Source organism: Saprospiraceae bacterium, from assembly GCA_026129545.1.
Classification (GTDB): domain Bacteria; phylum Bacteroidota; class Bacteroidia; order Chitinophagales; family Saprospiraceae; genus M3007.
The window spans coordinates 420,879-445,775 of sequence record JAHCHX010000003.1 but is presented as its reverse complement, the minus strand read 5'-3'; the positions used below and the strand labels follow the sequence as shown (position 1 = coordinate 445,775).

The 24,897-nt window shown below is 52.9% G+C and carries 22 protein-coding genes; 10 read left to right on the top strand and 12 right to left on the bottom strand.

Going from position 1 to position 24,897, the window contains the following annotated elements; translation table 11 throughout:
* Window positions 1-67: 67 nt before the first annotated feature.
* A complete protein-coding gene (locus tag KIS77_19775) occupies window positions 68-2,065 on the bottom strand; it encodes an acetoacetate--CoA ligase (protein ID MCW5924567.1) in 1,998 nt (665 codons plus the stop codon).
* A gap of 147 nt (window positions 2,066-2,212) precedes the next feature.
* On the opposite strand from KIS77_19775, the gene KIS77_19770 reads away from it, so the two are divergent.
* Entirely contained in the window at window positions 2,213-3,805 is a 1,593-nt protein-coding gene (locus tag KIS77_19770) for a bifunctional metallophosphatase/5'-nucleotidase (protein ID MCW5924566.1), read from the top strand.
* Window positions 3,806-3,841: 36 nt separating this feature from the next.
* On the opposite strand, the gene KIS77_19765 is transcribed toward KIS77_19770, so the two are convergent.
* From KIS77_19765 to KIS77_19755, 3 genes are all read right to left on the bottom strand, one after another.
* Window positions 3,842-4,288: an OsmC family protein gene (locus KIS77_19765; GenBank protein MCW5924565.1), complete on the bottom strand. Its 447-nt coding sequence runs from the start codon at window positions 4,286-4,288 to the stop codon at window positions 3,842-3,844.
* Between the two features lie 138 nt (window positions 4,289-4,426).
* The gene (locus KIS77_19760) at window positions 4,427-5,551 is read right to left on the bottom strand and encodes an MCE family protein (protein MCW5924564.1); all 1,125 of its coding nucleotides are present in this window, start codon (window positions 5,549-5,551) and stop codon (window positions 4,427-4,429) included.
* Between the two features lie 78 nt (window positions 5,552-5,629).
* Complete coding sequence (locus KIS77_19755; protein MCW5924563.1) at window positions 5,630-6,994, bottom strand: N-acetylmuramoyl-L-alanine amidase; 1,365 nt, start codon at window positions 6,992-6,994, stop codon at window positions 5,630-5,632.
* Between the two features lie 306 nt (window positions 6,995-7,300).
* Between KIS77_19755 and KIS77_19750 the strand changes: the two genes are divergently transcribed.
* The 4 genes from KIS77_19750 (at window position 7,301) to KIS77_19735 (ending at window position 13,557) form a co-directional block, all read left to right on the top strand.
* Window positions 7,301-10,057, top strand: a complete 2,757-nt coding sequence (locus KIS77_19750; protein ID MCW5924562.1) for an LPS-assembly protein LptD — start codon at window positions 7,301-7,303, stop codon at window positions 10,055-10,057.
* A gap of 422 nt (window positions 10,058-10,479) precedes the next feature.
* Window positions 10,480-10,701: a hypothetical protein gene (locus tag KIS77_19745; GenBank protein ID MCW5924561.1), complete on the top strand. Its 222-nt coding sequence runs from the start codon at window positions 10,480-10,482 to the stop codon at window positions 10,699-10,701.
* A gap of 11 nt (window positions 10,702-10,712) precedes the next feature.
* Window positions 10,713-11,639, top strand: a complete 927-nt coding sequence (locus KIS77_19740; GenBank protein MCW5924560.1) for a substrate-binding domain-containing protein — start codon at window positions 10,713-10,715, stop codon at window positions 11,637-11,639.
* A 181-nt stretch (window positions 11,640-11,820) separates the two neighbouring features.
* Window positions 11,821-13,557 carry a hypothetical protein gene (locus tag KIS77_19735; protein ID MCW5924559.1) on the top strand — a complete coding sequence of 579 codons (1,737 nt, stop codon included), beginning with the start codon at window positions 11,821-11,823 and terminating at the stop codon, window positions 13,555-13,557.
* A gap of 93 nt (window positions 13,558-13,650) precedes the next feature.
* On the opposite strand, the gene KIS77_19730 is transcribed toward KIS77_19735, so the two are convergent.
* The 3 genes from KIS77_19730 to KIS77_19720 all read right to left on the bottom strand — a co-directional run bounded on the left by KIS77_19730 (window position 13,651) and on the right by KIS77_19720 (window position 15,179).
* Window positions 13,651-14,145, bottom strand: coding sequence for a hypothetical protein (locus tag KIS77_19730; protein ID MCW5924558.1), 495 nt, complete (start codon window positions 14,143-14,145; stop codon window positions 13,651-13,653).
* Window positions 14,146-14,377: 232 nt separating this feature from the next.
* Entirely contained in the window at window positions 14,378-14,572 is a 195-nt protein-coding gene (locus tag KIS77_19725) for a DUF2752 domain-containing protein (protein ID MCW5924557.1), read from the bottom strand.
* Window positions 14,573-14,675: 103 nt separating this feature from the next.
* Window positions 14,676-15,179 (bottom strand): TM2 domain-containing protein, encoded by a 504-nt coding sequence (locus KIS77_19720; GenBank protein ID MCW5924556.1) that lies wholly within the window; start codon window positions 15,177-15,179, stop codon window positions 14,676-14,678.
* Window positions 15,180-15,439: 260 nt separating this feature from the next.
* Here KIS77_19720 and coaD point away from each other — a divergent pair, with 260 nt between their 5' ends.
* Window positions 15,440-15,910, top strand: a complete 471-nt coding sequence (coaD, locus tag KIS77_19715) for a pantetheine-phosphate adenylyltransferase (GenBank protein MCW5924555.1) — start codon at window positions 15,440-15,442, stop codon at window positions 15,908-15,910.
* A 68-nt stretch (window positions 15,911-15,978) separates the two neighbouring features.
* On the opposite strand, the gene KIS77_19710 is transcribed toward coaD, so the two are convergent.
* On the bottom strand, window positions 15,979-16,794 hold the full coding sequence (locus KIS77_19710; GenBank protein ID MCW5924554.1) for an SDR family oxidoreductase: 816 nt from the start codon (window positions 16,792-16,794) through the stop codon (window positions 15,979-15,981).
* A gap of 151 nt (window positions 16,795-16,945) precedes the next feature.
* Window positions 16,946-19,429 carry an HYR domain-containing protein gene (locus KIS77_19705; protein MCW5924553.1) on the bottom strand — a complete coding sequence of 828 codons (2,484 nt, stop codon included), beginning with the start codon at window positions 19,427-19,429 and terminating at the stop codon, window positions 16,946-16,948.
* A gap of 166 nt (window positions 19,430-19,595) precedes the next feature.
* On the opposite strand from KIS77_19705, the gene KIS77_19700 reads away from it, so the two are divergent.
* The gene (locus KIS77_19700) at window positions 19,596-19,748 is read left to right on the top strand and encodes a hypothetical protein (GenBank protein MCW5924552.1); all 153 of its coding nucleotides are present in this window, start codon (window positions 19,596-19,598) and stop codon (window positions 19,746-19,748) included.
* Here the strand turns inward: KIS77_19700 and KIS77_19695 are convergent, their stop codons facing one another.
* On the bottom strand, window positions 19,749-20,237 hold the full coding sequence (locus tag KIS77_19695) for a YHS domain-containing protein (GenBank protein MCW5924551.1): 489 nt from the start codon (window positions 20,235-20,237) through the stop codon (window positions 19,749-19,751).
* 159 nt (window positions 20,238-20,396) lie between these two features.
* Here KIS77_19695 and KIS77_19690 point away from each other — a divergent pair, with 159 nt between their 5' ends.
* Complete coding sequence (locus tag KIS77_19690) at window positions 20,397-21,014, top strand: Uma2 family endonuclease (protein ID MCW5924550.1); 618 nt, start codon at window positions 20,397-20,399, stop codon at window positions 21,012-21,014.
* A gap of 128 nt (window positions 21,015-21,142) precedes the next feature.
* Here KIS77_19690 and KIS77_19685 read toward each other — a convergent pair whose 3' ends face one another.
* Both KIS77_19685 and KIS77_19680 read right to left on the bottom strand, forming a co-directional pair.
* Window positions 21,143-21,679, bottom strand: a complete 537-nt coding sequence (locus KIS77_19685) for a carboxymuconolactone decarboxylase family protein (GenBank protein MCW5924549.1) — start codon at window positions 21,677-21,679, stop codon at window positions 21,143-21,145.
* 74 nt (window positions 21,680-21,753) lie between these two features.
* A complete protein-coding gene (locus tag KIS77_19680; GenBank protein MCW5924548.1) occupies window positions 21,754-22,041 on the bottom strand; it encodes a helix-turn-helix transcriptional regulator in 288 nt (95 codons plus the stop codon).
* Between the two features lie 342 nt (window positions 22,042-22,383).
* Between KIS77_19680 and KIS77_19675 the strand changes: the two genes are divergently transcribed.
* Window positions 22,384-24,246: a hypothetical protein gene (locus tag KIS77_19675; protein ID MCW5924547.1), complete on the top strand. Its 1,863-nt coding sequence runs from the start codon at window positions 22,384-22,386 to the stop codon at window positions 24,244-24,246.
* A gap of 64 nt (window positions 24,247-24,310) precedes the next feature.
* On the top strand, window positions 24,311-24,841 hold the full coding sequence (locus KIS77_19670) for a hypothetical protein (GenBank protein MCW5924546.1): 531 nt from the start codon (window positions 24,311-24,313) through the stop codon (window positions 24,839-24,841).
* The last annotated feature ends 56 nt before the right edge of the window (window positions 24,842-24,897 follow it).

Below are 24,897 nucleotides of genomic sequence, written 5' to 3'. Positions count from 1 at the left end.
TGTAAAAACTTAGCGAGTCCCCCTCTCCCCGCCAAAAGGCGGGAGGGGGTGGGGCGGATACGAGCGGCTAAGTTTTTGCCAAGTTTTTAGCCATCTCGATGAAAAAATCCATGGCTTCGGGGTTGCGCATGGAGTCGCGGTTGAAGGCTTTTTCCAACGGCTTTTGCTGCAATATCTTCTTTACGGGTGTCTCCATTTTTTTCCCGGAGATGGTGTAGGGCACGTCGGGGATTTCCAGAATATCGTCGGGCACATGGCGGGGGCTGTATTCTGCTCGCAGCGCGGCTTTGATGCGGCCTTTGAGGGCTTCGTCCAATGTGGCGCCGGGCGACAGCGCTACGAACAGCGGCATCCAATCAGAGCCATCGGCGCGCTCGAGATTGATTATGAGGCTGTCGCGCAGTTCGGCGAGCTTGTCCAAACACCGATATATCTCCGCCGTGCCGATACGCACCCCCTGCCGATTGAGCGTTGCGTCGGAGCGACCGAGTATGACCAGCGTGTCGCGCTCCGTGATTTGCAGCCAGTCGCCGTGCCGCCACACGCCTGGGTATTCCTCAAAATAGGAAGCGCGGTATTTGGAGCCATCCGCGTCGTTCCAAAAAAACACAGGCATGGAAGGCATGGGCTTTGTCACCACCATTTCGCCTACTTCGCCGACGGGGACGGGACGGCCGTTTTCGTCCCAACTTTCCATGGCGCAGCCGAGGCAGCGGCACTGAATTTCGCCCTGATACACGGGCAACAATGGATTTCCTCCTACCCAAGCCGTGCAAACATCGGTGCCGCCGGCCATGCTGGAGAGCCACACGTCGGGTTTGATGTTTTCATAGACCCAGCCAAAGGCTTCAGGTGGCAGGGGCGAGCCGGTGGAGCCGATGCTGCGCAGGTGGGTGAGGTCAAATTTTGTTTTTGGTGAAACGCCCGCTTTCATGCAGCTGACCAAAAAGGGGGCGCTAGTGCCAAAATGGTGAATGGGTGCGCGTTCGGTCAGTTCCCACAGCACGTTCAAATCTGGGTAGCCCGGGCTGCCGTCGTAAAGCACGATGGTCGCCCCTGCGAGCATGGTGGCAAGGGTAAAATTCCACATCATCCAGCCAGTGGTGGAGTACCAGAAGAAGCGTTCGCCGGGTCGCACATCGTTGTGGAGGTGGACGTATTTGAGGTGTTCGAGCAAGTTGCCGCCGTGCGAGTGTGTGATGGCTTTTGGCACGCCAGTGGTGCCGGAGGAGTAAAGAATCCAGACAGGATGTGAGAAGGGAAGTGGCTCGAAGTGCAGCCCCGCTCCCCCTTCGCCAGTTGGCAGGAGGGGTGCTGGTTTGACGATATTTTCCCACTTTGTTATCTCTTTTTCAACGGCCAAGTGTGCGTTTTTGTCTAAATAGGGGATAAAAATCACTTGCTCCACCGATGGCAACAGTTGGCACAATTCGCGCACGGTGTCGCGTTTGTCAAAATGCTTGCCGCCGTAGGTGTAACCGTCCACGGCAATCAAGACCTTCGGCTGAATTTGCACAAATCGGTCGGCCACGCTCGCCGCGCCAAAATCAGGCGAGCAGCTCGACCACACCGCGCCGATGCTCATGGCGGCCAACACGGCCACGATGGCGTGGGGCGAATTGGGCAGATAGGCCGCCACGCGGTCGCCTTTTTGCACGCCGCATTGTTTCAGAAAACGAGCAAGTGAGGCGGTCTGGCGTTCGAGTTCTGCCCAGCTGGTTTCCTCCAATCCTTGCCTTTCGTTTTTGAACAAAATGGCGGGTCGTGTCTCGGTTTTGCTTCGAAAAACGTGTTCCGCGTAGTTGAGCGTCGCGCCTTCAAACCACTTACAGTCGGGCATTGTCGAGCCAGAAAGGACGGAGGCGTACGGCGAGTGGCTGATGATTTGGAAGTAATCCCACTGGCTTTTCCAAAAGTCTTCCAAATGGTCGGTTGACCATTTCCACAAATCGCGGTAATGACGAAAGCGCAACCCTTTCTCGCTTGCCAGCCACGCCATGTAGCGAGCGAGGTGGCTTTCTTTGAGCAGGGTGGGGGAGGGTTGCCAGAGCAGTGGTGGTGTGATGATGTTTGATTCGGGCATGATGTTGACAAATGTTGATAAAGGCGATGAGGTTGATAAAAAAACGAGACTACTTAAAGCATGTTTGAGACATTACCTTAGCCGCGAAAATCCCCTTATTCCGCCATTTTGTTTCAAAAAAAATTTCCGATGAAAGTATTAAGAACGCTCGCGCTGCTCCTCGCGGCCCTCTCCTTTTTCACTTGCAAGACTGCTCAAAAACAGGTCGGCGACGACGGGTACATCGAAATCCAGTTCCTGCAAATGAACGACGTGTACGAAATATCGCCCGCGCCATCGGACAATACGGGGGGGCTGGCAAGGGTGGCGACGATTCGAAGAGGGCTGTTGGCCAAAAATCCCAACACCTACACCGTGCTAGCCGGCGACTTCATCAGCCCGTCGGTCATCGGCACGTTGCGTCACGAGGGCAAACGCATCCGGGGCAAGCAGATGGTGGAGGTGCTGAACACGCTCGGCCTCGATTGGGTGGTGTTTGGCAACCACGAATTCGACTACGACGATGTGGCGGACTTGCAGGCCCGCATAGATGAGTCGGCGTTTTTGTGGGTTGGCTCCAATGTGTTTCAGGTGGAGAATGCTAAGACGAAGCATTTTGAAAAACGCAAGGCAGGCAGCATGGAGGAGTGCGGCGCCACTCACATTTTCGAGGTGAGGGATGCCGATGGCACCTCAGTGCGCTTGGGGTTGTTCGGTGTCACCATCAACACAGGGACAAAACCTTATGTGGCTTACACCGACTATTTCGAGGCATCCAACAATAGTTTTGCCGCCCTCAAAAATCTTCACGCGGAGCAGGGGAAAGGGGCAGAGGTGGTGGTGGCCCTCACCCACCTGAGCATCGAAGACGACAAGAAACTATCCGCCATGTTGCCCGACATACCGCTCATCATGGGCGGCCATGAGCACGACAACCAGATTCACAAGGTGGGCAAAGCCACCATCGCCAAAGCCGACGCGAACGCCAAAACGGTGTATGTGCATACGCTCCGCTATGACAAGAAGAACAAATCGGCCACCGTAAAATCCGAGTTGCGACGGGTGGACGCGGCCATTGCCGACGACCCCGCGACGGCTGCCGTGGTGGCCAAGTGGGAAAAAATCAAAAACGAATCTTTGCAATCAAGTGGTTTTCAGCCTGCCGCAATTGTGACGGTGCTGCCCGAGCCTTTGGATTGCCGCGAAGCCATTGTGCGACACACACAGTGCAGGGCGGGCGAACTCATCACCGCCGCCATGATGGCAGCTGCCAAAACCAATCCTGAATGCGCCCTCTTGAACAGTGGCTCTATTCGAGTGGACGATGTGCTGGCCCCGACGCTTACCGAGGTGGACATCGTGCGAATGTTGCCGTTCGGCGGCGGCATCACGGAGGTGGAGATGCGCGGCTCGCTGTTGCGCCGCACGTTGGAGGCGAGTTTGGAAAACAAAGGCAAGGGGGGATACTTGCAGCTGCGCAACATCCGCCAAGGTGAGACGGGCCGCTGGTTGGTATCCGAAAAACCGCTCGACGACACGCGCATTTATCGCGTCGTGTTGCCCGATTTTTTATTGACGGGCGGTGAGTATAGAATGGAATTTCTGAAAGCATCGCCCGACGCAGATGGAAAAGCGGGAGCCAATCCCGATATCCTAAGCTTTCACAAGCCCCTCCCCGGCGACAAGAATGATGCGCGGACCGATATCCGCTGGGCGGTGATTCGATACTTGAAGGGGTTTTAGGGTTTGAAGGGTCGCATCCCCCAAACCCTCAAACCCTCAAACCAATTTTGCTTCCAAAGTAATCGGCACGGCGGCGAGTGCCTTGCTCACTGGGCAGCCTACCTTGGCGTTGTTGGTCAGTTCGGCAAATTTTTCGGCGGAAATGCCTGGCACCTCGCCTTCGAGGCGAAGGGTGATTTTTTCAAATGACCAGCCTCCGCCATCTCCTTTTTGCATATCAATGGTGGATGAGCAGCGGAGCTCCGTGGCGGTGAAGCCCGCGCCGGCAAGCTGGAAGCTGAGTGCCATGACGAAACAGCCCGCATGGGCGGCTGCGATGAGTTCTTCGGGGTTGGTGCCTGCTTTGCCGTCGTCGTTTTGAAAGCGTTTGGCGGTGGAGTAAGGGGTGCCGGAAAGCACGCCCGAAGGTCCGTCGAGCGTGCCTGAGCCTTCGAGGCCAGTGCCGCGCCATACGGCGGATGCTGTGCGTTGGAAATGTGCCATTGCGAGAGAATCGTTTTTAAAAATCTTGGAAAGATGAGTATAGTGTGAATATCGAAAAAGGGGAAACGGGGTTTGGTCAAAATAGTTTGGACAACTATTCAGCATCGGCCAGAGTGATGCTCCGACGGGGGCGGTCTGTCAATTGTCTGGCTGATTTTCCCGAAGTCGTTTGCTGAGAAGCCGTTCGAGGCTGTCGGCCTCCATCGTGTAGATGGGGTCGTTGAACGGTGTTTCGTAGCCTTTGGTTTTGTTTTTCCCGAACACTTTCAATTTTACGGTGGTGTAGCGCTTTGGGTTGAGCCGGAGGTCTTGAATGAGGAGTTGGGTGTGGCGGAGTGTGCGTTCCAAGTCTTCGGCCAGCACCTCGTCGGTTAGCAGTTTGTTGGCAGTGCCCTTGCCGTGCAAGAGGTTTTGGGCGAGGGTGTCCACACTGGAAAGGGTTCTTTCGGTGGTGGCAAGCGTGCGGCGCAAGTCGGAGAGGCGTTGCGTGAGCGTGTCGAGCGTGGTGGTGGCTTTGTGCGCGCTTTGGTCGAATCCTGCGCCTTTCAGTTGAAGGCTAAGCGTGTCGAGGTTGCGCATGATGCTGCTGATTTGGTCTTTGTTGGTGGCTAAGGAGCCAGTCAGCGCGGCGGTGTTGTTGATGGTGGCGGTCAGGCCTCGTTCGCTGGCAGCCATCAATCGGTCGAGCCGATGCGTGAGCGCCTCTATGTTTTTGAGGGAGTTGTCCAATGCTTCCAAGGTGCCGGCAAAACTTTCGGGATTGGCTTTGGCAAGCGAATCAATATTGATGGTCAGCCCTTTTCGCAGGCGGTCGGTATAGACATCGAGTTCTGCGGGCGTAATCATGCCTTCGAGGAAAGAGCGCGAGGTGCCTTGCAAAAAATCGCCGCTTTGGGCGCAATCGTTGGTGCAGACGCGGTCGTATTCAAGTTCGATGGCTCGCCCCCCCATGAAACTGGGGCTTGTGATGACGGCCATCGCGTCTTTGGGCACGTCGAACCCGCCCTCCACATTGAGCACCACGATGATGGATTGCCCGTCTTTGGGGTCTATGCTTACTTTCTTGACGCTGCCTACCTGAAGGCCCCGGATAAAAACAGGGGCGGAAACACGCAAGTCCTGCACATTGTCGTAGCGCACATAAAAATCTTTGGAGAAGGTGAGCATGTTTTGGCCTTTCAGGAACTTGAATCCCCAGATACCGACGGCTATGGCGGCGATGGCAAGGAGGGCGACTTTTGTTTCGTTGCTGATTTTGAGCATTTTTGTTGCGGTGTGTTGTTTGTTCGAGGACTTTTGGGGGGCAAGATTGATAAATTCCGACGGTACATGCGCCTTTTTTTATCGTGCGGACACAATGGCTGCCGTGCGGAAGCCGAGGTTTTTTATTTCCGGCAATATCTGTTCTGCCTCTTGGAGGGTGTCGAATCTGCCTGTGAAATAATAGTAGTTGTTTTCCAATTTTTCTTCCACCACATCACCCAATAGCGCCATTTGGCCAGTGTTGGTATCCATACGCATAGGCCACGAAATCAGAAAAATGCGGAAGGGGCCGACAGGTTCGGCGGTAGCGGCGGGCGGGGTCACCGTTTTGGGTGTTTGTGTTTTGGGGGGTGTGTTTGAGGTGTTGGCAGCGGCAGTTTTGGATGGCTGTTTTTGGGTGTTGGCCGCGGTGGAGGCTGGCGTGTTGGTCGTTTGAGAGGGCTTGGAAGTGGTGGGTGTGCTCACAGCGGGGGGAGGGGCGACGCCCCCGTTCTTCGGGGAGGTGGAGGCGGGCTGCTTTGAGGTGGCGGCGATTTTTTGGGCATTGGCTTTTTTTTGCTCCGCCTCAGCGCCCTCGACGTGCTGCTTATACGCCTCAAAAGCCTCGAAAATGGCTTGCGCTATCTGCGCCTGCCCTTCTTCGGAGGCGATGTATTCTTCTTCCGTTCGGTTGGTGAGGAAGCCCGTCTCGATGAGGACAGAGGGCATGGCTGTCTCGCGCAGCACGAGGAACCCCGCTTGTTTCACGCCCTTGTCAACACGCGATGCGGTGGTGCGAGCAAACTGCTGCACAAAACTGGCGAACAGGATGCTCTGCTCCAGATAGGCGCTCTGCCACACGCTGCCGATGATGTGTGCTTCGGGGCTGTTGGGGTCGTAGCCTTCGTAATTTTTCTGGTAGTCTTTCTCGTAAAAAATGACGGAGTTTTCGCGCTTGGCGACTTCGAGGTTGTGGTCGGCGGTGTGCAGCCCCATGACATACGTTTCCGCGCCGTGGATGTGGGGGGCTTTCACCGCGTTGCAGTGGACGCTGATGAACAGGTCGGCCTTGTTGCGGTTGGCGATGGCGGCACGCTCGTTGAGTTCGATGAACTCGTCCGTTTTGCGGGTGTAAATCACTTCTACCTCTGGAAAGGCTCCTTTTATCATCTCGCCCAGCTTGAGCACGATGGCGAGCGCGTTGTCTTTTTCTTTCGAGATAGCGCCGATGCAGCCGGGGTCTTTGCCGCCGTGTCCTGCGTCGAGCACCACTTTCTTGATGCGGTAAGTAGGGTGGGTGGAGGGAGAAAGTAAGTTGGTAAAGTGGGGGAAGTCCATACTTTTGCCGCTGGCGACGCGCAGGCCGGTTGTTTCGGCTGTGTGTTTTTCAGCGACGTTAAAATTTTGCAAAACAAGCCACGCTGCGAGAAGCGAGAGCGTTCGTAGGGCGATTTTCAAATTCATAACTCAGTTTTTGGTTTCAAAATTGGTTGATGAAAACTGGCGGGAATGATGTTGATTCGACGTTTGAAGCGCGTTTCAGGATAGAATGTTCCATAAACGAGCGAAAACGCGGATTGTCAGTCATCAATGCTGGAAAAAGTTCCGTTCGTACTTGAAGATTAAAATAAACAATTGATATTCACATGAAAAAGGTCGAGTCATGGTTCTTCTCAATGTCGGCCTTTCCAACCCGTTTTGAATGTGGGGGCGTATCCAACCACATTTGAACCCCCACTAACGCTTGCTTGCATCCCGAATCCTTTTTTCGTGAAAAAATTGTTGGGCAAATATCGGCTTTTCTTACAAATAGTTGCGCTGATTGCGTGTGCTACGGCCTCAGCGCAAGTGCCGCTCGACTCTGCCGCAACGATTGGCCCCGCGCGCCAACCGCCGGGTGGACTCTTGGACACGGTGCCGCCGGAAGGAGCGCCGGACTCAGTGGAGGTGGATTTGGGCAGGCTGCGGATTTCCAACGACGCACTCGACGATGAAGTGGAATACGGGGCGCAAGACTCCATGTGGTTCGATGCTATCAACAAACAGGTGCATCTCTACGGCAACGCCTCCGTGAAATACACCTCCCTGACCATCAAGGCAGGTTACATTCTGCTCGACTACGACAAGAGCGAAATCAGCGCCGCGCCTTTGGCCGACACTACTGGCCAACTGACTGGCTACCCGGATTTCAACGACGGCGCACAAAACTTCACGGCTCACCAACTCCGCTACAATTTCAAAACCCGCAAAGGCATCATTTACGAGGCCCGCACCCGGCAGGAAGACCTTTATGTGTTGGGAGAACGGGCAAAATTCATCGGAGCAGCGGAGAGCAGCGACACGACCCAACGCTCGCGCAACACCATCTATAACAAGGATGCCATCATCACCACTTGCGACCATCCGAATCCGCATTTTGGCGTGCGCACCAAGCGCCTGAAAGTCATTCCCGACAAACTTGTGGTCACAGGGTTCTCGGTGGTGGAAGTGGGAGGGGTGCCCACGCCGTTGGTGCTGCCGTTTGGTTTTTTCCCCATCACGAAAACTCGAAAAGCGGGGGTGATTATCCCCAGAGATTTCGAGTTTGCCAGCGTGGAGGGCTTTGGATTGCGCGATTTTGGGTGGTATCAGCCGATTTCGGAGCATATTGACCTGTCGGTGATGTTCACCGCTTATGTCAGTGGCAGCTGGGGCGTAGCGGCCACATCCCGATACAACAAGCGGTATGCCTACAACGGCAATTTCTTGATGAGCTTCAACAATCGGGTGCGTGAGGACAATTTTGCCAACAAACTGTCCGCCAAGTCGTTCCGCATCGCTTGGCAACACAATCAGGATGGCAAGGCGCACCCCACGCGCCGATTCGGCGGCACGGTGAACATCGAGACCAACCGCGACCAAAACCGAAATTTCAACGACTTCCAAAGCGTGTATCGCAACACGCTGAACTCCAACCTGACCTATTCCAAAACTTTCCCCGGAAAGCCCTACAACTTCGCGGCTAGCTTCAACCACTCCCAAAACACCCAGACGCGCATCATGGACATCACCTTGCCCAACGTGAACTTCACCATGCAGCGCATTTTCCCCTTCAAACGCAAAGTACCATTGGGCAAGGAACAGTGGTACGAAAAAATCTCGCTCACCTATTCCTCCAAGTTCCAAAACAGCCTTCGCACACCCGACACACTGCTCTTCACCCGCCGCACCCTTGAAGGCGCTCGGTTGGGGGTGCAACACTCGGCCAGCACGGACTTCACCTTCAAAGTGCTCAAGTATTTCAACGTGGCCCCACGGCTCGACTATGAGGAAAACTGGTATCCCTACGCCACCGAGCGACAGCTGCTCCCAGAGATTCGCTACGTCTATGACACCATTCAGGATGGCAGCGAGGTCATTGTGGTGGTGGACAGCACACGCACCCAGTTCGGCGTGGACACCACCTTGCGCGACTGGGGCTTCTATCGCTTTGGCCGATATACGGCCGGCATTTCCATGAATACCGCATTGTTTTTCACCCCTCAATTCAAAAGGGGCTGGCTGCGCGGATTCCGCCACACGATGAAACCCACCCTGAGCGCGGGTTTCGGGCCCGACTTCTCCAGACGGCCTTACAGCAATTATTATCGAACGGTCGAAACCGATTTGCGTCCCCAGTTCAATGATACGCTGGTGTACAACATCTTCGACGATGCCATATTCGGGCGGCCTCCCAGCAACACTTCCCGGCGCGACATCATCCTCAACTACTCGCTGCTCAACGTGCTGGAATTCAAGCATTATTCGGCAAAGAGGGACTCCGTGCTGAAAAAACGCATCTTCGACGGCCTCGCCTTCAACGGCTCCTACAACATCACGGCCGATTCGCTCAATTGGAGCGAAATTACCACCGGCGGCTTGTTCCGTTTTTTCAAAGGCATCGTCAACCTGACGTGGAACGCCCGCTTCGACCCATACGTGGCCGACGAAAGCGGGCGAAGAGTCAACACGTTCGTCTTTGACAAACGCAAAAAACTATGGCGCACCACGGGCTTCGGCGTGCAGCTGAACACGACATTCAGCGTCAGGCAATTGCGCGATGCCCTTTCGGGAAAAGACAACGAACCCGCCGCGCCGCCGCCGTCAGGCCCACAAGGCGGGCGCCCCACGGTGAAAGACGACTTGCTCGGCTGGTTCAACGATTTTCGCATCAATTACAGCATCGGCGTGGACCGAAGGCTCATCCCCATGGGCTTCGCGGAAGAACGCGACACCTTCGTCATCGGGCGGCACAACCTCAGCTTCTCCGGCAGTATCCCCCTATCCTCGAAGTGGTCCATCATGATCGGCAATATCTCTTACGACTTCCAGAGCAAACAATTGGTCTATCCTGACCTCGGCTTTGCCCGCGACCTGCACTGCTGGCAACTCAACCTGAGCTGGCAACCCGTGCGCGGCACCTACCTATTCACTATCAACGCCAAACCCGGCACGTTCGACTTTTTGAAAATCCCCTATCGAAAAAACAACTTCGATGTCGGGTTTTAGCCACCGTCGGGAAAACCCTTGCCGAGCGAAGCAGGAAAGCCCCGTGTAAAAAAAAGGTTAATTTTTTTGAGCGACATTTCCTGCTGGTGTTTACCTTTGGTGGCGAAATTACGGCTGGCTTAATCGCACACCAACCATATCAAACTTCCATAAGTCGCTCTTGGGCAGGATGTTTTCTATTGAAAACGAAGGCTTCATGCGCGGCTTTTTTTTATGTTTCACGTCGTCAAATTTGTGGCAAGGTCGGAGCCGCAACCCATCTGAAGCAAAAGGCAACAATCGTGGTTGTCAAAAAAATCTTGTCGAATCAAGATGGATTTCAAAATAATCGTCTTGCGTTCCACCATTTCTTCGGAATTTAGCATCTGAATAATGGACCCGTCCGCTAGTCTCTCGGTCCGCCAACCCTCCACTTTCTAACTATGTCAACCGACGAACGCATCCGCAAACGCCCCAAACTACGCACACCACTCATCATCATGGGGGCTGCCATGTCCTTTTTCTTTGTTTGTTTTGGTGCCTATATCCTCATTGACAAAAACTTCATGGCCGACATACCGAACGAGTTTCGGAACATCTTCGCCGTGGTAGTGCTCATCTACGGCGTGTTTCGCGGCTGGCGGGTCTATTCCGAGTATTTTTAAAAAAAGAAAAAATGAAAAATCCCCTCTTAATGCTCCTGTTCGCTTTGCTGTTGGCTGCTTGCGGCGACAACAAAGACAAACAGGGCAAAGCACTCGACACGCCCACGACGGGCGAAATCACCATCATCGCCGACGATGGCTATCGCCCCATCATCGAAACCTCGCTCCAAGTGTTTCATTCCATCTATCGCAACGCCAAAATCCATCCCATCTTCGCCTCGGAAGGCGAGGCCGTGTCGGCACTGCTCAACGATTCGGTGAAAGTCATCGTCATCACCCGGCAACTGACGGAAGAAGAAAACAAGTATTTCCAAGCACGCGGATTCACCCCCAAAGTGACTCCTATCGCCTATGACGCGATAGCCTTCATCCTCCATCCAAGCAACAAAGACACCGTGTTCACCAAAGAGCAAATGGGGCAAATCCTGACGGGCGCCGTCACCCGATGGACCGAGCTCAACCCCAAGTCGCTGCTCTCCGACATTCAACTCGTTTTCGACCACCCCCTGTCGGGCACTTTGCGTTATGTGAAGGATTCGGTTCTCATGGGTCAAGCCATTTCCCCAAAAGCATCCGCACTGAAAAACAACGTGGAAGTGATTGATTATGTGAGCAAACACCCCAATGCGCTTGGCATCATCAGCGCCAACTGGATTTCAGACACCGACGACGAAGGCAGGCAAAATTTCCTAAAAACAATAAAACTCGCCGACATCGCCGAAGCGCCCGGCAAAGAGGGCTACGGCCCCTATCAAGCCTATTTGGCAGAAGGCACCTATCCCTACAAACGCACCGTGTATGTCGTCAATGCGCAAGCCCGCAACGGCTTGGGGCTTGGCTTCGCATCCTATCTGGCAGCCGACGGGCAACGCATCGTGCTCAAAGACGGATTGTTGCCCGTCAATGCCGTCACGCGGCTCATCAAGGCCACGCGCTGAGCTTTTTTCGAGGGCAAGCACATCAAAAAAGACCCGTTGAATGTTAATCTACTGATAAGAAATGGGCGTTTTGCCCCAAATCGTGTGGAATTTTTTGAAAAAAAGCGTCCGAAAAGCGGAACTTCGCCGCTCGATGAAAAACGTTCACGCGGTATTCAAAAACAAAAACTTTTTCCGAACAATGACAAATCTCTTGAGAAAAGCGCTCCTGTTATCCGCTATCGCGTATGCTGCCTCTGCCTCCGCGCAAACGCGCGCCGACGGCCTCGCAGCCATGCAAATGGAAGAATGGGACAAAGCAATCAGCATCTATACAGCCCTCTCAAAGGCTGACCCCGCCGACCAAGATGCCCTGCTCACGCTTTCCAGCGCCTACCTCGCCAAGGGCGACAAAGCGCAAGCATTGGAAAACGCCAAAGCAGCCTTCAATGCCAAGTCCGACGCTCCGCTCGCCTTTGTGGCCAACGCCAAAGTGTTGCTACTCGAAGGCAAGTCCGCAGAGGCCAGCGAGCAGTTCAAACGCGCCGCCTCGAAGGCCAAAAAAGACATCAACGCACATCGTCAAATCGGCGAATCCTACACCTACTTCATCCCGCAAGGCAGCAATCGCCCCGACCTCACGCGGGCCGTCGAGCTGCTGACCGCCGCGCTCAATGTCAATTCCAAAGACATCCCGACACTCATGGCGCTTGGCTACGCCTACAAGGAGCAGGGCAACGGCGGTATGGCCGCTCAGCAATACGAGCTGGCCGAGCAACTCGAACCCAAAAACCCCCTGCCCAAGCTCATGTTGGCCAAAGTGTACAAGGCCGCCAAACTACCCGCCAAATTTGAATCATACATTGACAAAACATTGGGTGTGGCTCCCAACTACACACCCGCTTTGCGAGCCAAAGCCGAGCATTTTTACTTCGGTCGCCAATGGGAAAAAGCCGCCCAAGCCCTCAAAGATTTGGTGTCGAAAGGCTCTGAGGTCAATATAGAAGATGAAATGCTGTTGGCCAATGCGCTCTACATCACCAAAGACTGCAAAGCTTGCAGCGAGCTCGTGGATAAAATACTCGCCAAAGACCCCACGAAAAACTATCTGCGCCGCCTCAAAGCCTACTGCGACTACGACAACGGCGAATACCAGCGTGGCTTGAACCTTCTAAACGACTATTTCAAAACCGCACCCCCAGACAAAATCATCGCCAGCGACTACCTCTATCTCGGGCGCTTGCAGCTGAAAACAAATGGCGACACGACCGCCGCCGTCGCCAACTTGGCAAAATCCATAGAAATGGACAGCACCACATGGCCGCTGTGGAAAGAAATCGCAAAACTGCAATATGCGCGTCGCATGAACTGCGAGGCCGCCGAATCCTTCCATCGCTACTATGACTCCATCCCGGCCCCAGAGGCCAACGAGGCACAAGACATATATTTCATGGGCCTTTCGCACTATTTCTGCAAAGACGACTCGCTCAACTTTGACAAAGCCGAGCTCGTCTTTAGCAAAGTGACGGAACTCATGCCTCAGGCTGGCATCGGCTGGTGGTGGGCGCATAAGGCCGCCAAATACAAAGACCCGTCGCTGGAAGACATAGAGGCAGATCCGACCATCGCATTGAAATACGGCCACGCTCGCAAGTATTTGGAGCCTTACGTCGAAATCGCCAGCGCCGACGTGGAGAAAAACAAGAAGGACCTTGCCACAGCCTACCAGTACCTCGCTTATTGCTACTTCGTGAACAACGAAAGCGACAAATTTTTCCCTACTGCCGACAAATGGGAAAAAGTAGAGACTGATGCCGCCACGCTGGAAAGCATTCGCCAGATGAGAGAGGCCTTTGGCAAAGAGACCATCATGCCGGGTTCGGCTCCGGCTACCACCACCCCTACTCCGTCGGGAGGTGGCAAAGGAGGCAGAAATTGACGTTGTCTCGTCGAGAGCAAGCGTAAAAAAGCCCTTTTGGCCAACTGCCAAAAGGGCTTTTTCAATGGATTGCGACAAATACGTCCTGATGGCTTAATTCAGAACGTACCTCGCGCTAAGGGCACCATAGCCACCGCCAAAACCACTGCCATAGCCATTGAGGAAGACAAGAGGCATCCAGTCAACCGAAAGGTTTAAAGGAGCGTTGGCAAACTTGTAGTCAAGGCCAATCACACCAAAAACACCAATACTGGTGGACTTGTAATCCCTGTTGTTGACAAAGATGTTATCGCGGTCATTCCAGAAAAAGGCCGACACGCCGCCACCTGCGTACCAATTCAGGCCATCCACACCCGAAATGTCAAAGTGGTGTTCGTAGGCTGCTGCCGCGTTGAACCATCCATAGCCGCTGTAAGACCGAAAACCAGCGAACACTTCTATGGCGCCGGGTTCGCTGATGAAGTGCTTGTAGGTGATGGATGTTGGATAGCCCAGCCGCAAACCAATGGCGTTAGTGTAGTTTTTTTGGGAAAAAGCTGCGAAATAGCAGCCCAACACAAGTGCAAGGGTGAAAAACAGTTTCTTCATAATGATTTGAAAGCATTTAAGGTGAGTGATGTTTGACCCAAAGGTAGGGGTTCCGTTAAATATGCAACGCGGTGCAAGTTTTTTTTCAAAAAAATCAAAAACCGTCGTCAAGAATTGAAAATGAGGAAAATCGCTTTTCAGCGCAGCCAAGTCCTCTGGCAGATTTACGGGCACAAAAAAACCAGCCATCGCTACACCGTTGGCTGGTTTTCTTCTTCGAAGAAGGTTGAAGTCAGTTGGAAGCTCGCAATTGTCGGAGTTTTTTCCAATCGGCCAAAAACCATTGGAGCCATTGGTAGGCCACAGCCGGGAAAACAATAAAACCCAACCAATTGTGATACAATGCTTCTGCAAAGTCAAAATGAATCAAGTGCATAATGGAGCGTGTAAGGCCACACGCAAAACACTCTTCATTGAGTAGAAGCACGGACAAACATATTGACCGCCCCTCATCAAAAAAATCGGCAGGCAAAACAAGCAAAACAATCGGGAACAGAATAAACACCCCGATTTTGATGTAAAGCCACCAATTAGAAGCTTGGGTCATAGTTGCTGCCGTCTGCAGGTTTCAAGTCGCCCATGATAATCCGAACGAAATCAATCAAGGCCCAAATGCCGCAGCCGCCCAAAGTAATGAGCATCAGCCACCAGTTTTTGTAGCCCAAATACAGGCGATGCATACCCAATATGCCAAAAAACCAGCACAACAGCAACGCTACCCATTGACTTTTTGCGGTGCCAGCCGTGCCGTCGGCATCTTTCATCTGCTTTTTCACCGCCTTTTGTGCGGCTTTCAGCCCAACGACCTGCTTGAGGGTCAGTTTTTTGCCTGTCTTTTCCTTTACCTTTTTGGGCGTGAGTTTCAAGAACTCGTCGGGGGTCATGTTTGTCAGCATGCCACCGAGACCGTTTTCTTGAGTCAGCAGTTTTGCAGCTACCGCAGCACCAGCATTTTTGACGCTTGTAGTGGCGTTGATGGATGTCATTTGGGCTAAGCCAAAGACCAATAGGAGCAAGAGGAAGATTTTTTTCATGTAAAAACCGCTTTAGATTTGGATGCCTACTCTTATCGCTTTTGGGCTTCCGCGCCTTACTCTCTTCGGTAGGGATTTTCAGGTAATTCCCCTTTTCATTTGTGTCGTATGAAAGGTAAAAACACGCGGCAAATGTTGGACGAATTCACGACACTTCAAACACAAAACATCAAGAAAAAAAGCGGGGCCACACAAATCGCCTCCATGCTTGGCACGATATGCTAAATTCCCCAACTTCGCCCCTGCTTTAACCGAAGAATATGAAAATCGCCGTCTTTCCCGGGTCGTTCGACCCCATCACCATCGGCCATGTGGATTTGGTGAAACGGGCCTTGCCCCTATTCGACAAAATAGTGGTCGCCGTGGGTGTCAACTCCATCAAAAAAAACCTCTTCTCGCTCGACCAGCGCCTTGAGTGGCTGCGTCAGGTGTTCGCCGAGTATCCCAGCGTAGAGGTGGATTACTTTGAAAATCTTACCGCAGACTACTGCAAGCGCATCGGTGCCCGCTACCTGCTGCGCGGTTTGCGCAATGCCTCTGACTTCGACTATGAAAAGACTATATCCCAGCTCAATCACATCATCGGCGACGGCATCGAGACGGTGTTTCTGATTTCTCAGCCTGAATACTCGCACATCAGCAGCACTATCGTCCGCGAAATCATCGTGGGAGGCGCCGATGCCGCACAATTCATCCCAAAGGAGATTCAAATCAGCACCAAAGGACAATAAAAAAAGCCCGGCGAAGCGTGCCGAGCTTTGGGTAGGAAGCAAATGCCTGTACGCGCCCCTTCCCGCGCTCAACCATTCTCCGTAAAACCCGGATACAACGTCATCCCCCCGTCCACAAAAATCGTGGTGCCGTGAATGTAGTCCGACTCGTCGGAAGCCAGCCAAACGGCTGCCGCGCCGATGTCGGAAGTCTCTCCAACGCGCTGGTAAGGAATGAGTTCGAGCAGTTTTGCCTCGGCTTCGGGCGTTTCCCACGCCGGGCGGTTGATGGGCGTTTTGATGGCGCCGGGGCCCACCGAGTTGATGCGGATTTTCATCGGGCCGTACTCCTGCGCGAGCGATTTCATCATCAGCATCACGCCGCCTTTCGAAGCCGCGTAATTCACATGGCCGCCCCACGGAATCACCTCGTGAACAGAACTCATGCAAATAATTTTGCCCAAAGCCACCGACACGTCGGGGCGCGGGCCGCGCCGCAGGAACTCGCGGATGGCTTCGCGGGCGCAGAGGAATTGGCCCGTGAGGTTCACGTCGAGCACGAATTGCCAGTCTTTCAGGCTCATGTTGTGGAAAGCCGCGTCGCGTTGCAAGCCGGCGTTTTTGACCAAAATATCCACCGTGCCGAAGGTGGCGATGGTTTCTTGAAACATGGCCATTACTTGGTCTTCCTTGCTGACGTCGGCTTTGTAGGCGATGGCCGTGCCGCCCATCTGGGCGATTTCATCCACGACCTGCTGCGCGGCTTCGTCGCCGAAAACGTAGTTGACCACCACGTTGGCGCCGTCGCGGGCCATGGACATGGCGACTGCACGACCGATGCCGCTGTTCGCGCCGGTGACGATGCAGGTTTGGTTTTTGAGGCGATTGTTGGGTTGTTGATACATAGGTGAGAGAGTGACCGTTGTGAAAAATTTTTCCACAAAAGTCAGAGCAAGCGGGCGGGCGCAAGGTTACGCAAGTAACACTTGTAGAAAAATCCTGTAAATCTTGTCAGTCCTGTCGAAATTCAAACTTCTGAGACACACGGCCAATAACTCAAAACGCTGCCCGCACAAATTTCCCCATTTGTCGCTCGCCGCTTTCGGCAATGATGGCGATGCTGTAAAAGCCGTTTGAGCCAATGCCGGATATATCCAATTGGAAAATTTCCCCACCACTGTTCGCCATTTTTTCAAGCGCCAAACGGCCCATGGCATCGAACACCTGCAAGCGCACTTGCTGCCCTGACCAAGCGGACAAATCTATGTGTAGCAGGTCTGCTGCGGGATTTGGGAATAACAAGAGTTGCCTCACTCGTCCTTCCGTCGCGCTGCGCTCGTCAGCAGATTTGTTGCTTGCTTGCTGCACCGGGCAGTCAAACACATTCAAATGGGCTTCGTAAAAAACCTGCGGCTCCAACCGCGCCACGACGTGGATGAAAGTCGGGTCGGCCTGCGGCGGCAGGGTGTATTCGAACACGTCGGACAGGCCGTTGGCGATGCCGTTTCCGATAGTTTTAAAGCGAATGGAATGGGAAGGCGAGGCGTTCGGGTTGCGCACCTCATAAGTGCGGCCACTGGGGGCGGCGAACACGCTGCCGTTCGCGGGGGCATCGGCCACAAGGCCGTTGGGCAATTGGAAAGCCGTGTAGGTCAACGGGTTGGAGCAGTTGTTCGTTACCCGCATCCGATAGGTTTTTTGTTTCGCCGGATTTTGGAAAATGCCGAGAATTTCAAATTTCAGGCAAGGCGTGTTTTTGACATCGCAAGCCTCGTTGTCAGCCGGCTTTTGTTCCACCCTTACCGTGAAGCAACAAGAAAGGGATTCGCCGCAATCATCGGATGCTCGATGACACACCTGCGTCACGCCTGCCGGGAAATTTGCACCGCTGGGCAAACCCTGCGTCATATTCACGGCCACATCGCCGCAAAGACAGTCAGACAAGGCCGTTGGATTGTTGTACGTCACGACGGCAGAAGCCACGCCCGCAGGAACTTCAACGGTGATATCGGAGGGGCAGAGGATGTTCAGGTTGGAAGGCTGAGGCGGAGTGACAAATTCCAGCGTGTAAGTAACAATCGTGTCGCAGTCAAAAATGGGTCGAATCGTGTCAACCACCGTTCCGGGTTGGGTGTAGGCTGTGCCGCCAATCAGCAGGGTGTCGCCGGGGCAAAAAGTCAACGTGTTGAACAGCAGTTCCGGCTGATAAGGGCAGTGGTCAGCGACTGTGAATGGCCGTTCTTCCGTGAGCGCGTCGAAGGCTTCTGTTGCTTTTGGAAAGTCACCGCTTTGCAGGTCAGTCAAATCCGCCGCCGTTAACGAAAAATCTTGTTTCAAAATGGACAAAGGCGCGGTGCAGCAACCTTCCACCCGCCCATCAGGCAAGGTCTTCGTCAGCAACATCCTATTGCTGCCAAAAAAACCCATGCCGACAAAACCGCCTTCGGGGCTTTCAAAGGATTTCCTGAAATTGGACTGCGGGCCGAGCGTGTTGTACCGCCAAGCCATTTCGATATTGACGTTCGCATCTATCTTGACCAATGCTGCCCGCGTTTGACCGGAAACTCCAACCGAACCGCTCATAATAAAACTGCCGTCCGATGTTTTTTCAGGATGTCCTACCCCTATGCCTTCGTTATTCATAGACAGCATTTTTGACAAAATCACCGTGCCGTCTTTTCCAATTTTGTGTACGCCCATTTTTGTGATGATGCCTGTTGCGAAGACAGTACCTATGTTGCCAGTCACCAGAAGTTGCCCATCGCTGGTTGGGCGTATGAAGTTCCACGGAACAGAGGAGTCCTGCGGGTTCGTGTACTTTTTTATCATGTAGGGCTCGCCGCTGTTCAAATCGAAAGCGCCCAAAAACGCCGTGCCGCCCACCCCGCCTATGGCATAAATTGTATCTGATTCGACAATAAAATCGCTAAACCCGGCGGACTTTTGAAGGCTGCCGTAGGTTCTGCTCCAAAGGATGTTGCCATTGTTGTCAATTTTGATAAAGCAAGCATCCAAATACCCCCCGATAGTGTAAGCATCCTGCCACCCTGCTACGAGATAGCCGCCGGGGACGGACCGCACCGTATTGCAAATGGCGTTGCCATTAAAGACGAGGGCCTTGCTCCATTGAAAATTGCCAGCCGCGTCTGTTTTGAAAACATACGCCCTTTCCGACCCAGTTGAAATACCGGATCTGACAAAACCGAACGCGAGGAAGCCGCCGTCGTTGGCCTCTATCACAGACCTGAAAATGATGTCATTGTAAAGTGGCGCGTAGAATTTCCACCACAGCACGTTGCCGTCCTTGTCTATTCTTGCGATGTAGGAGTTGAGCGGAGTAAATGGCCCCGGCACCTGAGCCGTACCCACCACAACGTACCCTGAATCCGCAACCGGGAGAACGTATTGCCCCGAATTCGTGGTAATGCCAGTGGCAGCATAGACTTTCTGAAAAGAATTTTGGGCAAAAAGAGTAGTGGCCGTGTGTAAGAAAAAAGCCGGCAGAAGGAGCGATAAAACCAGTCGGGATAAATTATTCATAAACATTTTTTCAACAAACCTACCGAACTCTCCTGCGGCTGCCCATACCGGGAAATGTCTAAAACCCTGTAAATGTGGGGTAGATGACTAAAAAAGAACGTAGTGCCGACAGTCTGGGGGCTATCTTTTTGGGCGTACTCTACGTTTGTCATCCGCCGGAAGGCGGATGACAAACGTAGAGTACGCCGTAGAGCGGACAGATACTTACAGCATGACAAACGTAGAGTACGCCGTAGAGCGGACAGATACTTACAGCATGACAAACGTAGAGTACGCCGTAGAGCGGACAGATACTTACAGCATGACAAAAGGGAAATAATCAACCCTTCTTGACATACTTTTCCTGAAACTTCGCCCATTCCTGTTTGGCGAGCGCGTCGTTGCCGGGAATGTCTTTTTTCCAGCCGTTCACGGCTTTTTGGTTGTGCTGGTAGATGTTGCGGCCTTGATAGGTGGTGTCGTAGGTCCACAGTTCGATGGGCGCGAGGTGACCGACCGACACGCCGTAGGCGCAGTAGCCGCCGTATTCGGGTTCGTAGAACGTGGGGTTCGCATCGAATTTGGCCTTGTTCTCAGCATTGGCGAAGTAGTAAATCGCGCCTTTGTACTTGGTCTGGAACTGCGCGTTGCCTTTCGTGGAGTTGCCTTCGCGGAGGCTCACCGCGTCTTGGCCTTGCAGGATGACACCCTGCTCGTCCACGTTGACGAGGTAGCCGTCCACGACTTTGCCGAGATTGGGCTGTTGCGCCCCGACGCAGGCGGCAAACAGCGACAGCGCGGGCAGGAGGAGAAAAATCAATTTTTTCATGGTTCTGATGCTCTTTTGTGTTTGGTGAAAAATGTTTTTCAATTTTGATGGCACAAAAGTCGGGGCGTTGCGGGGGGCGGTACGTTACGCAGGTAACAGTTGGGAAAAAAGGCGGGATATTTTGCCGAAATCAACTAAATTGCGCCAAAATTCAAGGTCATGCACGAGGAAAGCACTTTGTTGGAAACGCCTGTCCTTACTGCCGAGGCTTACCTCGACGCGGAGGCGCGTTCGCCGGTGAAACACGAATTTGATAACGGAAAACTTATTGAAATGGCAGGAGGAGATATTGCTCACAATCTCGTCAAAGGCGAAATTTTTTCGCTGCTCAAAAGCCTCATCGAATCTGCCCAATTGCCCTTTTTGGTGCTCGACAGCGACATGAAAACATGGTTTCCCTCGCTCGGCAAATTCGTCTATCCCGATGTCACGGTCATCGCCAAACCGCCGCAATTTTATGTGACACCCGGCGGGAAAACACGCCGCGATGCCATCGTCAACCCCGTGCTGATTGTGGAAGTGCTTTCCGACGACACCCGCGATTACGACAAAGGCGAAAAATTCGACTACTACTGCACACTCGAAAGTTTCCGCGAATACCTGCTCATCGAGCCTGAAAAAACTTGGGCCAAAACGATTTTTCTCGAAGACCCTGCCAACGGCCTGCAACGGGTAAAAATTTTCACCGACCCGACTGACACAATCCATCTCCACACCATCGGCTGCGACATCCGGCTGACGGATGTTTATCGGGTGTTGGAAGGGCTAACGGAGTGATTAAAGTCATTGAGGGTCATTAGGGGTCATAGAGGGTCATTAGAGTCATTAGGGGCCATTGAGGGGGTATTACAGGGCAAACGCATCAAAATACCCCCCAATGACCCCCAATGACCCTTAATGCCTCCTCACACCTCTTTCACCGCCGGAAAATCCACCGGAGGTCGCATCATCACTCCAATCAAGTTTGAAAAAACCGACTCGACGACGATGGCAATCACATCGAGCAAGGCGCGGGCATCGTAGCCGTGTTCCTCGAACTCGTCCATGAGTTCGGGCGGCACTTGGCCGTGCGTTTCCATGATGGCGCGACCGAATCGGGCCAGAAAGTCGAGTTTTGGGTCGTCGTGATGAATGCCTTTGCGGAGGGCGAGGTTTTCTTCTTCGGAAAGGCCGGCGAGTTTAGCCCAATTGGTGTGGGCGGCGAGGCAATATGGGCTGCCGTTCGCTTGCGACACGGGCAGGTAAATCGCCTCGCGCTCTTGGTCGTTGAACACGCCTTCCGCTTGATTTCCGTACAAAGTCAGGTAAGAGCGCAGCGCAGGCGGCGAGTAGGCGAGCATGGACACGATGTTGGGCACAAAGCCCACTTTCGCTTCGCAGGCGGCCATGATTTCGAGGGCTTCGGGGGTCAATTCTTCGCGGATAGGGAGCAGGAATTTCATGTGGAGTAGGCTATTTTCGTTTGCGAAATGGCTTTCGGGAAAACCGCCAAACTTACGACATTCCTACTCACATTTCATGCGTTCGCCCGCTCATTTTCGGGGGGGGGGGCGGAAAAATTCCTGTCATTGATTTGGTGGATAAGATCGTCCATCGTGCAGGTGAGCAAATCGTTCAGCGGGATGCCTACAAGGTCGGCAAAAACCTGAAGATAGGGGACGGTGAGGCGGGTTTGACCCCTTTCCAATTTGCAGTAGGCTGGTTGGCTGATGCCCATTTCGCGGGCGACGGCTTCTTGCGATAGGTCGCAATAGTTGCGCAAGCGACGCATTTTGTCGAGCAATTCGGCAGGGGACGAAATCATGAAGCAGCGTATAGGTGATTGTTCAGTTGATGTGTTATGTTGGCAAATGTAGCGAAGGTTTTTTGCATTATTCCCAAAGAGAATAAAAAATAACGGGAAGGAATAAAGTATAACCTATGGTTGTTGGAAGCCAGTGAAAAGGAGGCTGATTTTTGTGGCTGTGAATGCGCATCACAGTTGCCCCATGGGGACAAATTTTTCAACCCGCTTTTCTCACCTAAAAATTTTTTGCCGATTATGAAAAAACCAATCCTGATTGCAACCATGTTAGCTATCTTTGTAAACATGGCAAAAGCGCAAACACCCTATCCCGCTCCATAAGACCAACATTTTCTGGAAGCAATGGCAGACACCTGCGACTTTCCGGGCGTTAGGCTCGCTCCTGTTATCCATTATGCGATAGGCCCGGTCGCTTATGTCACGTTTACGGAGCATGTGGGCGACGTTCGTCTCAAAAGAACCGACGAGTTTTCGTTTTCAACGATTGCCGTCGGTGGTCAGGAGAAACTATTTCAAAGTTTGCTGCCGAACAAGGTGTACGAAATTCAAGTGCTGAACCGCTGCGGGCAATATGTGGTGGCAGGCACTATCGACACCAAAACCGAAGCGCAAGACCCCATCTTAGTTTCTCCCGAACTTTACAAGGCTATTCGAGATTTCCAAAATCAAGCGGAATCTGCCACCCCGCTTGGGCAATTTTTAGAAAGCCGCCAAGACGTGGCCTTCTTTGAGAAGGTTTACTTCATACAGCAATACTTCCTGAACGGTCAGCCGATAACCACTTTCTCCGGCACAACTTTGCCCCACTATATGCCCCCCACCATCTGCAACTGTAAGTTCGTGTTCAATATTTTACAGAACGCCGTGCCGGGTAATATTGCAAACGGTGAAATTATTCCTAGAAAAGAATCACAGCCGAAAAAGAAAATAAGCGGCAATGATAACACTGCTTACTGGTGGACCAGGCATTCCAAAGGACCTGCCAAATGGCACGTTCTTTTGACCGAAGGCTCAAAGGCGGGCGGGACAGAGCATACTTGGAGAATGCGAATGGCCGATTCGACGGCCACAGTTGGCACTCACTATGCCCATTTGCGGTACAATCTGCTGTGTACCAATTATCAACAAGTTCCGGCAGATTGCTTTTGCAACAAACAGCTTTGGTTGTACTGGCGCTACGACACGGAAGTGTGCGCTTTCGCGGAGAAACACCCGGAAGGATGGGGCGGCAAAAAAGCAGTGGCGGCTGCGGAAGATGTGGCGGTTGCTGTGATTCGCCGTGATGGAAACAATATACCTATCGTGCCCGGCGGCGGCGGAAAAGTGATACGTGCCACTTCGGAATGTGAGCAGACCGTGAACCCCCAATTCTGGGCTAATGCAGGGACGTTGGCTTTGAATATTGCAGGTGTGGTTTTTGGGCTTTCATCGGGCGATACACTCAATCAAACACAGCAGCAACTGTTCAACCTCGGCTTGAACGGGCTTACCAGCAGCATCACCAACCTGATTAACACGCCCTATTATTCTGCAAATTTCTGCGAAAACCTAAACTGCAAGGAAGAAAATGCTAGCTGGGGCGATACAGTGGTCTATATGCAGCCCAACCAACCTATCAATCTCTATTTGTTCAGCAATTCGAGCCTGCTGGCAGGCGGCAAGCGCTCATGGTATAGCTGGAGCAGGACTTTGAGCAGCTATTATTTGACAGGCTATGTGCCGGGTGGTTTTAGCAGCCAGGAAGAGCCGTATTGCTGCACAAAAAAATACGCCAATTGGGTGCTTGGCTCCGAATCAGGCCCGCATACGACAGACGAACTGAAACGCGAAGTCGGGATTATCCTCGGTGCCTGGGCGCCATGGCCATTTCCAAGTGACCCCTGGACTGGAGCAACGCAGATACCTTATGAGATTTACGCCATGTCCGTTCCTGTCGTCGAATGTCCGGACGGCGGCGGTCTTATTGGGGAAGGCGACGATAGGGAAGCGCTGAAAACCAAAAGCGAGACGGCATTGCCGAATACATACCGCTTGTTGGTTTTTGATACCTCTGGCCGACTTTTGCTTCAAACCAACCAAGAAATACTTCCCCCCGATTTAAGGCAGTACCTTAGGGAAAAGATGCCTTTTGCAGCAAGTGGGGTTTATCTTGTGCAGGCAGTCTCGGCATCGGACAAAAAATCATTCAAAGTTTTCCTTGATTAAAAAATATTCAGGCAGCCACCCAGTTGACCGGGCGGCTGCTCTTTTACCACAAAACACAAGAATTATGAGCATTTTAGAAAAATCAGATTGGGGTTCGCTATGTTCCCTCTTCCTTTTATTGGCAGTTTTGGCTTTCGCCTCCTGCAAAAAAAACAAATGCCCCGAAGGGTTCAACTCCGTGGACGACCAGTGCCTCTGCCCCGACGGCAAGTTTGTGGGCAACGGAATGTGCCGGGATTTGAAACCCAACGAATACTACGCATCGCTGGCGCATTGCGCATGCCCGGATACCATATTTGTGGAAATCATCGAGCGTAATGATATCAACCTTAGAGTACGTTTTGACTTAGGATGGGGATACGAAGAAACGGGGTGTGGCTTGATAAAAATGGCAGACGGGGACAGTTTATACACTACTGCCAATTCAACTTTTACCTCAAGGCTTGCCTGTCCCATCAACGGCAAATTGGCGAACACGCAAATATTCGGCAAGTTCATAGAAAACGACACCAAGATTCGCGTGACGCTGAAGTATATGCGATACCCTACCTTCGAGGAAGAGTTGGGAAAGTGTGAGTTCGTGCTTCATAAATAAAAAAAGACCGCCTTCGCGCACTTGCGCGAGGCGGCTCAAACCTAAAAGCCTAATAT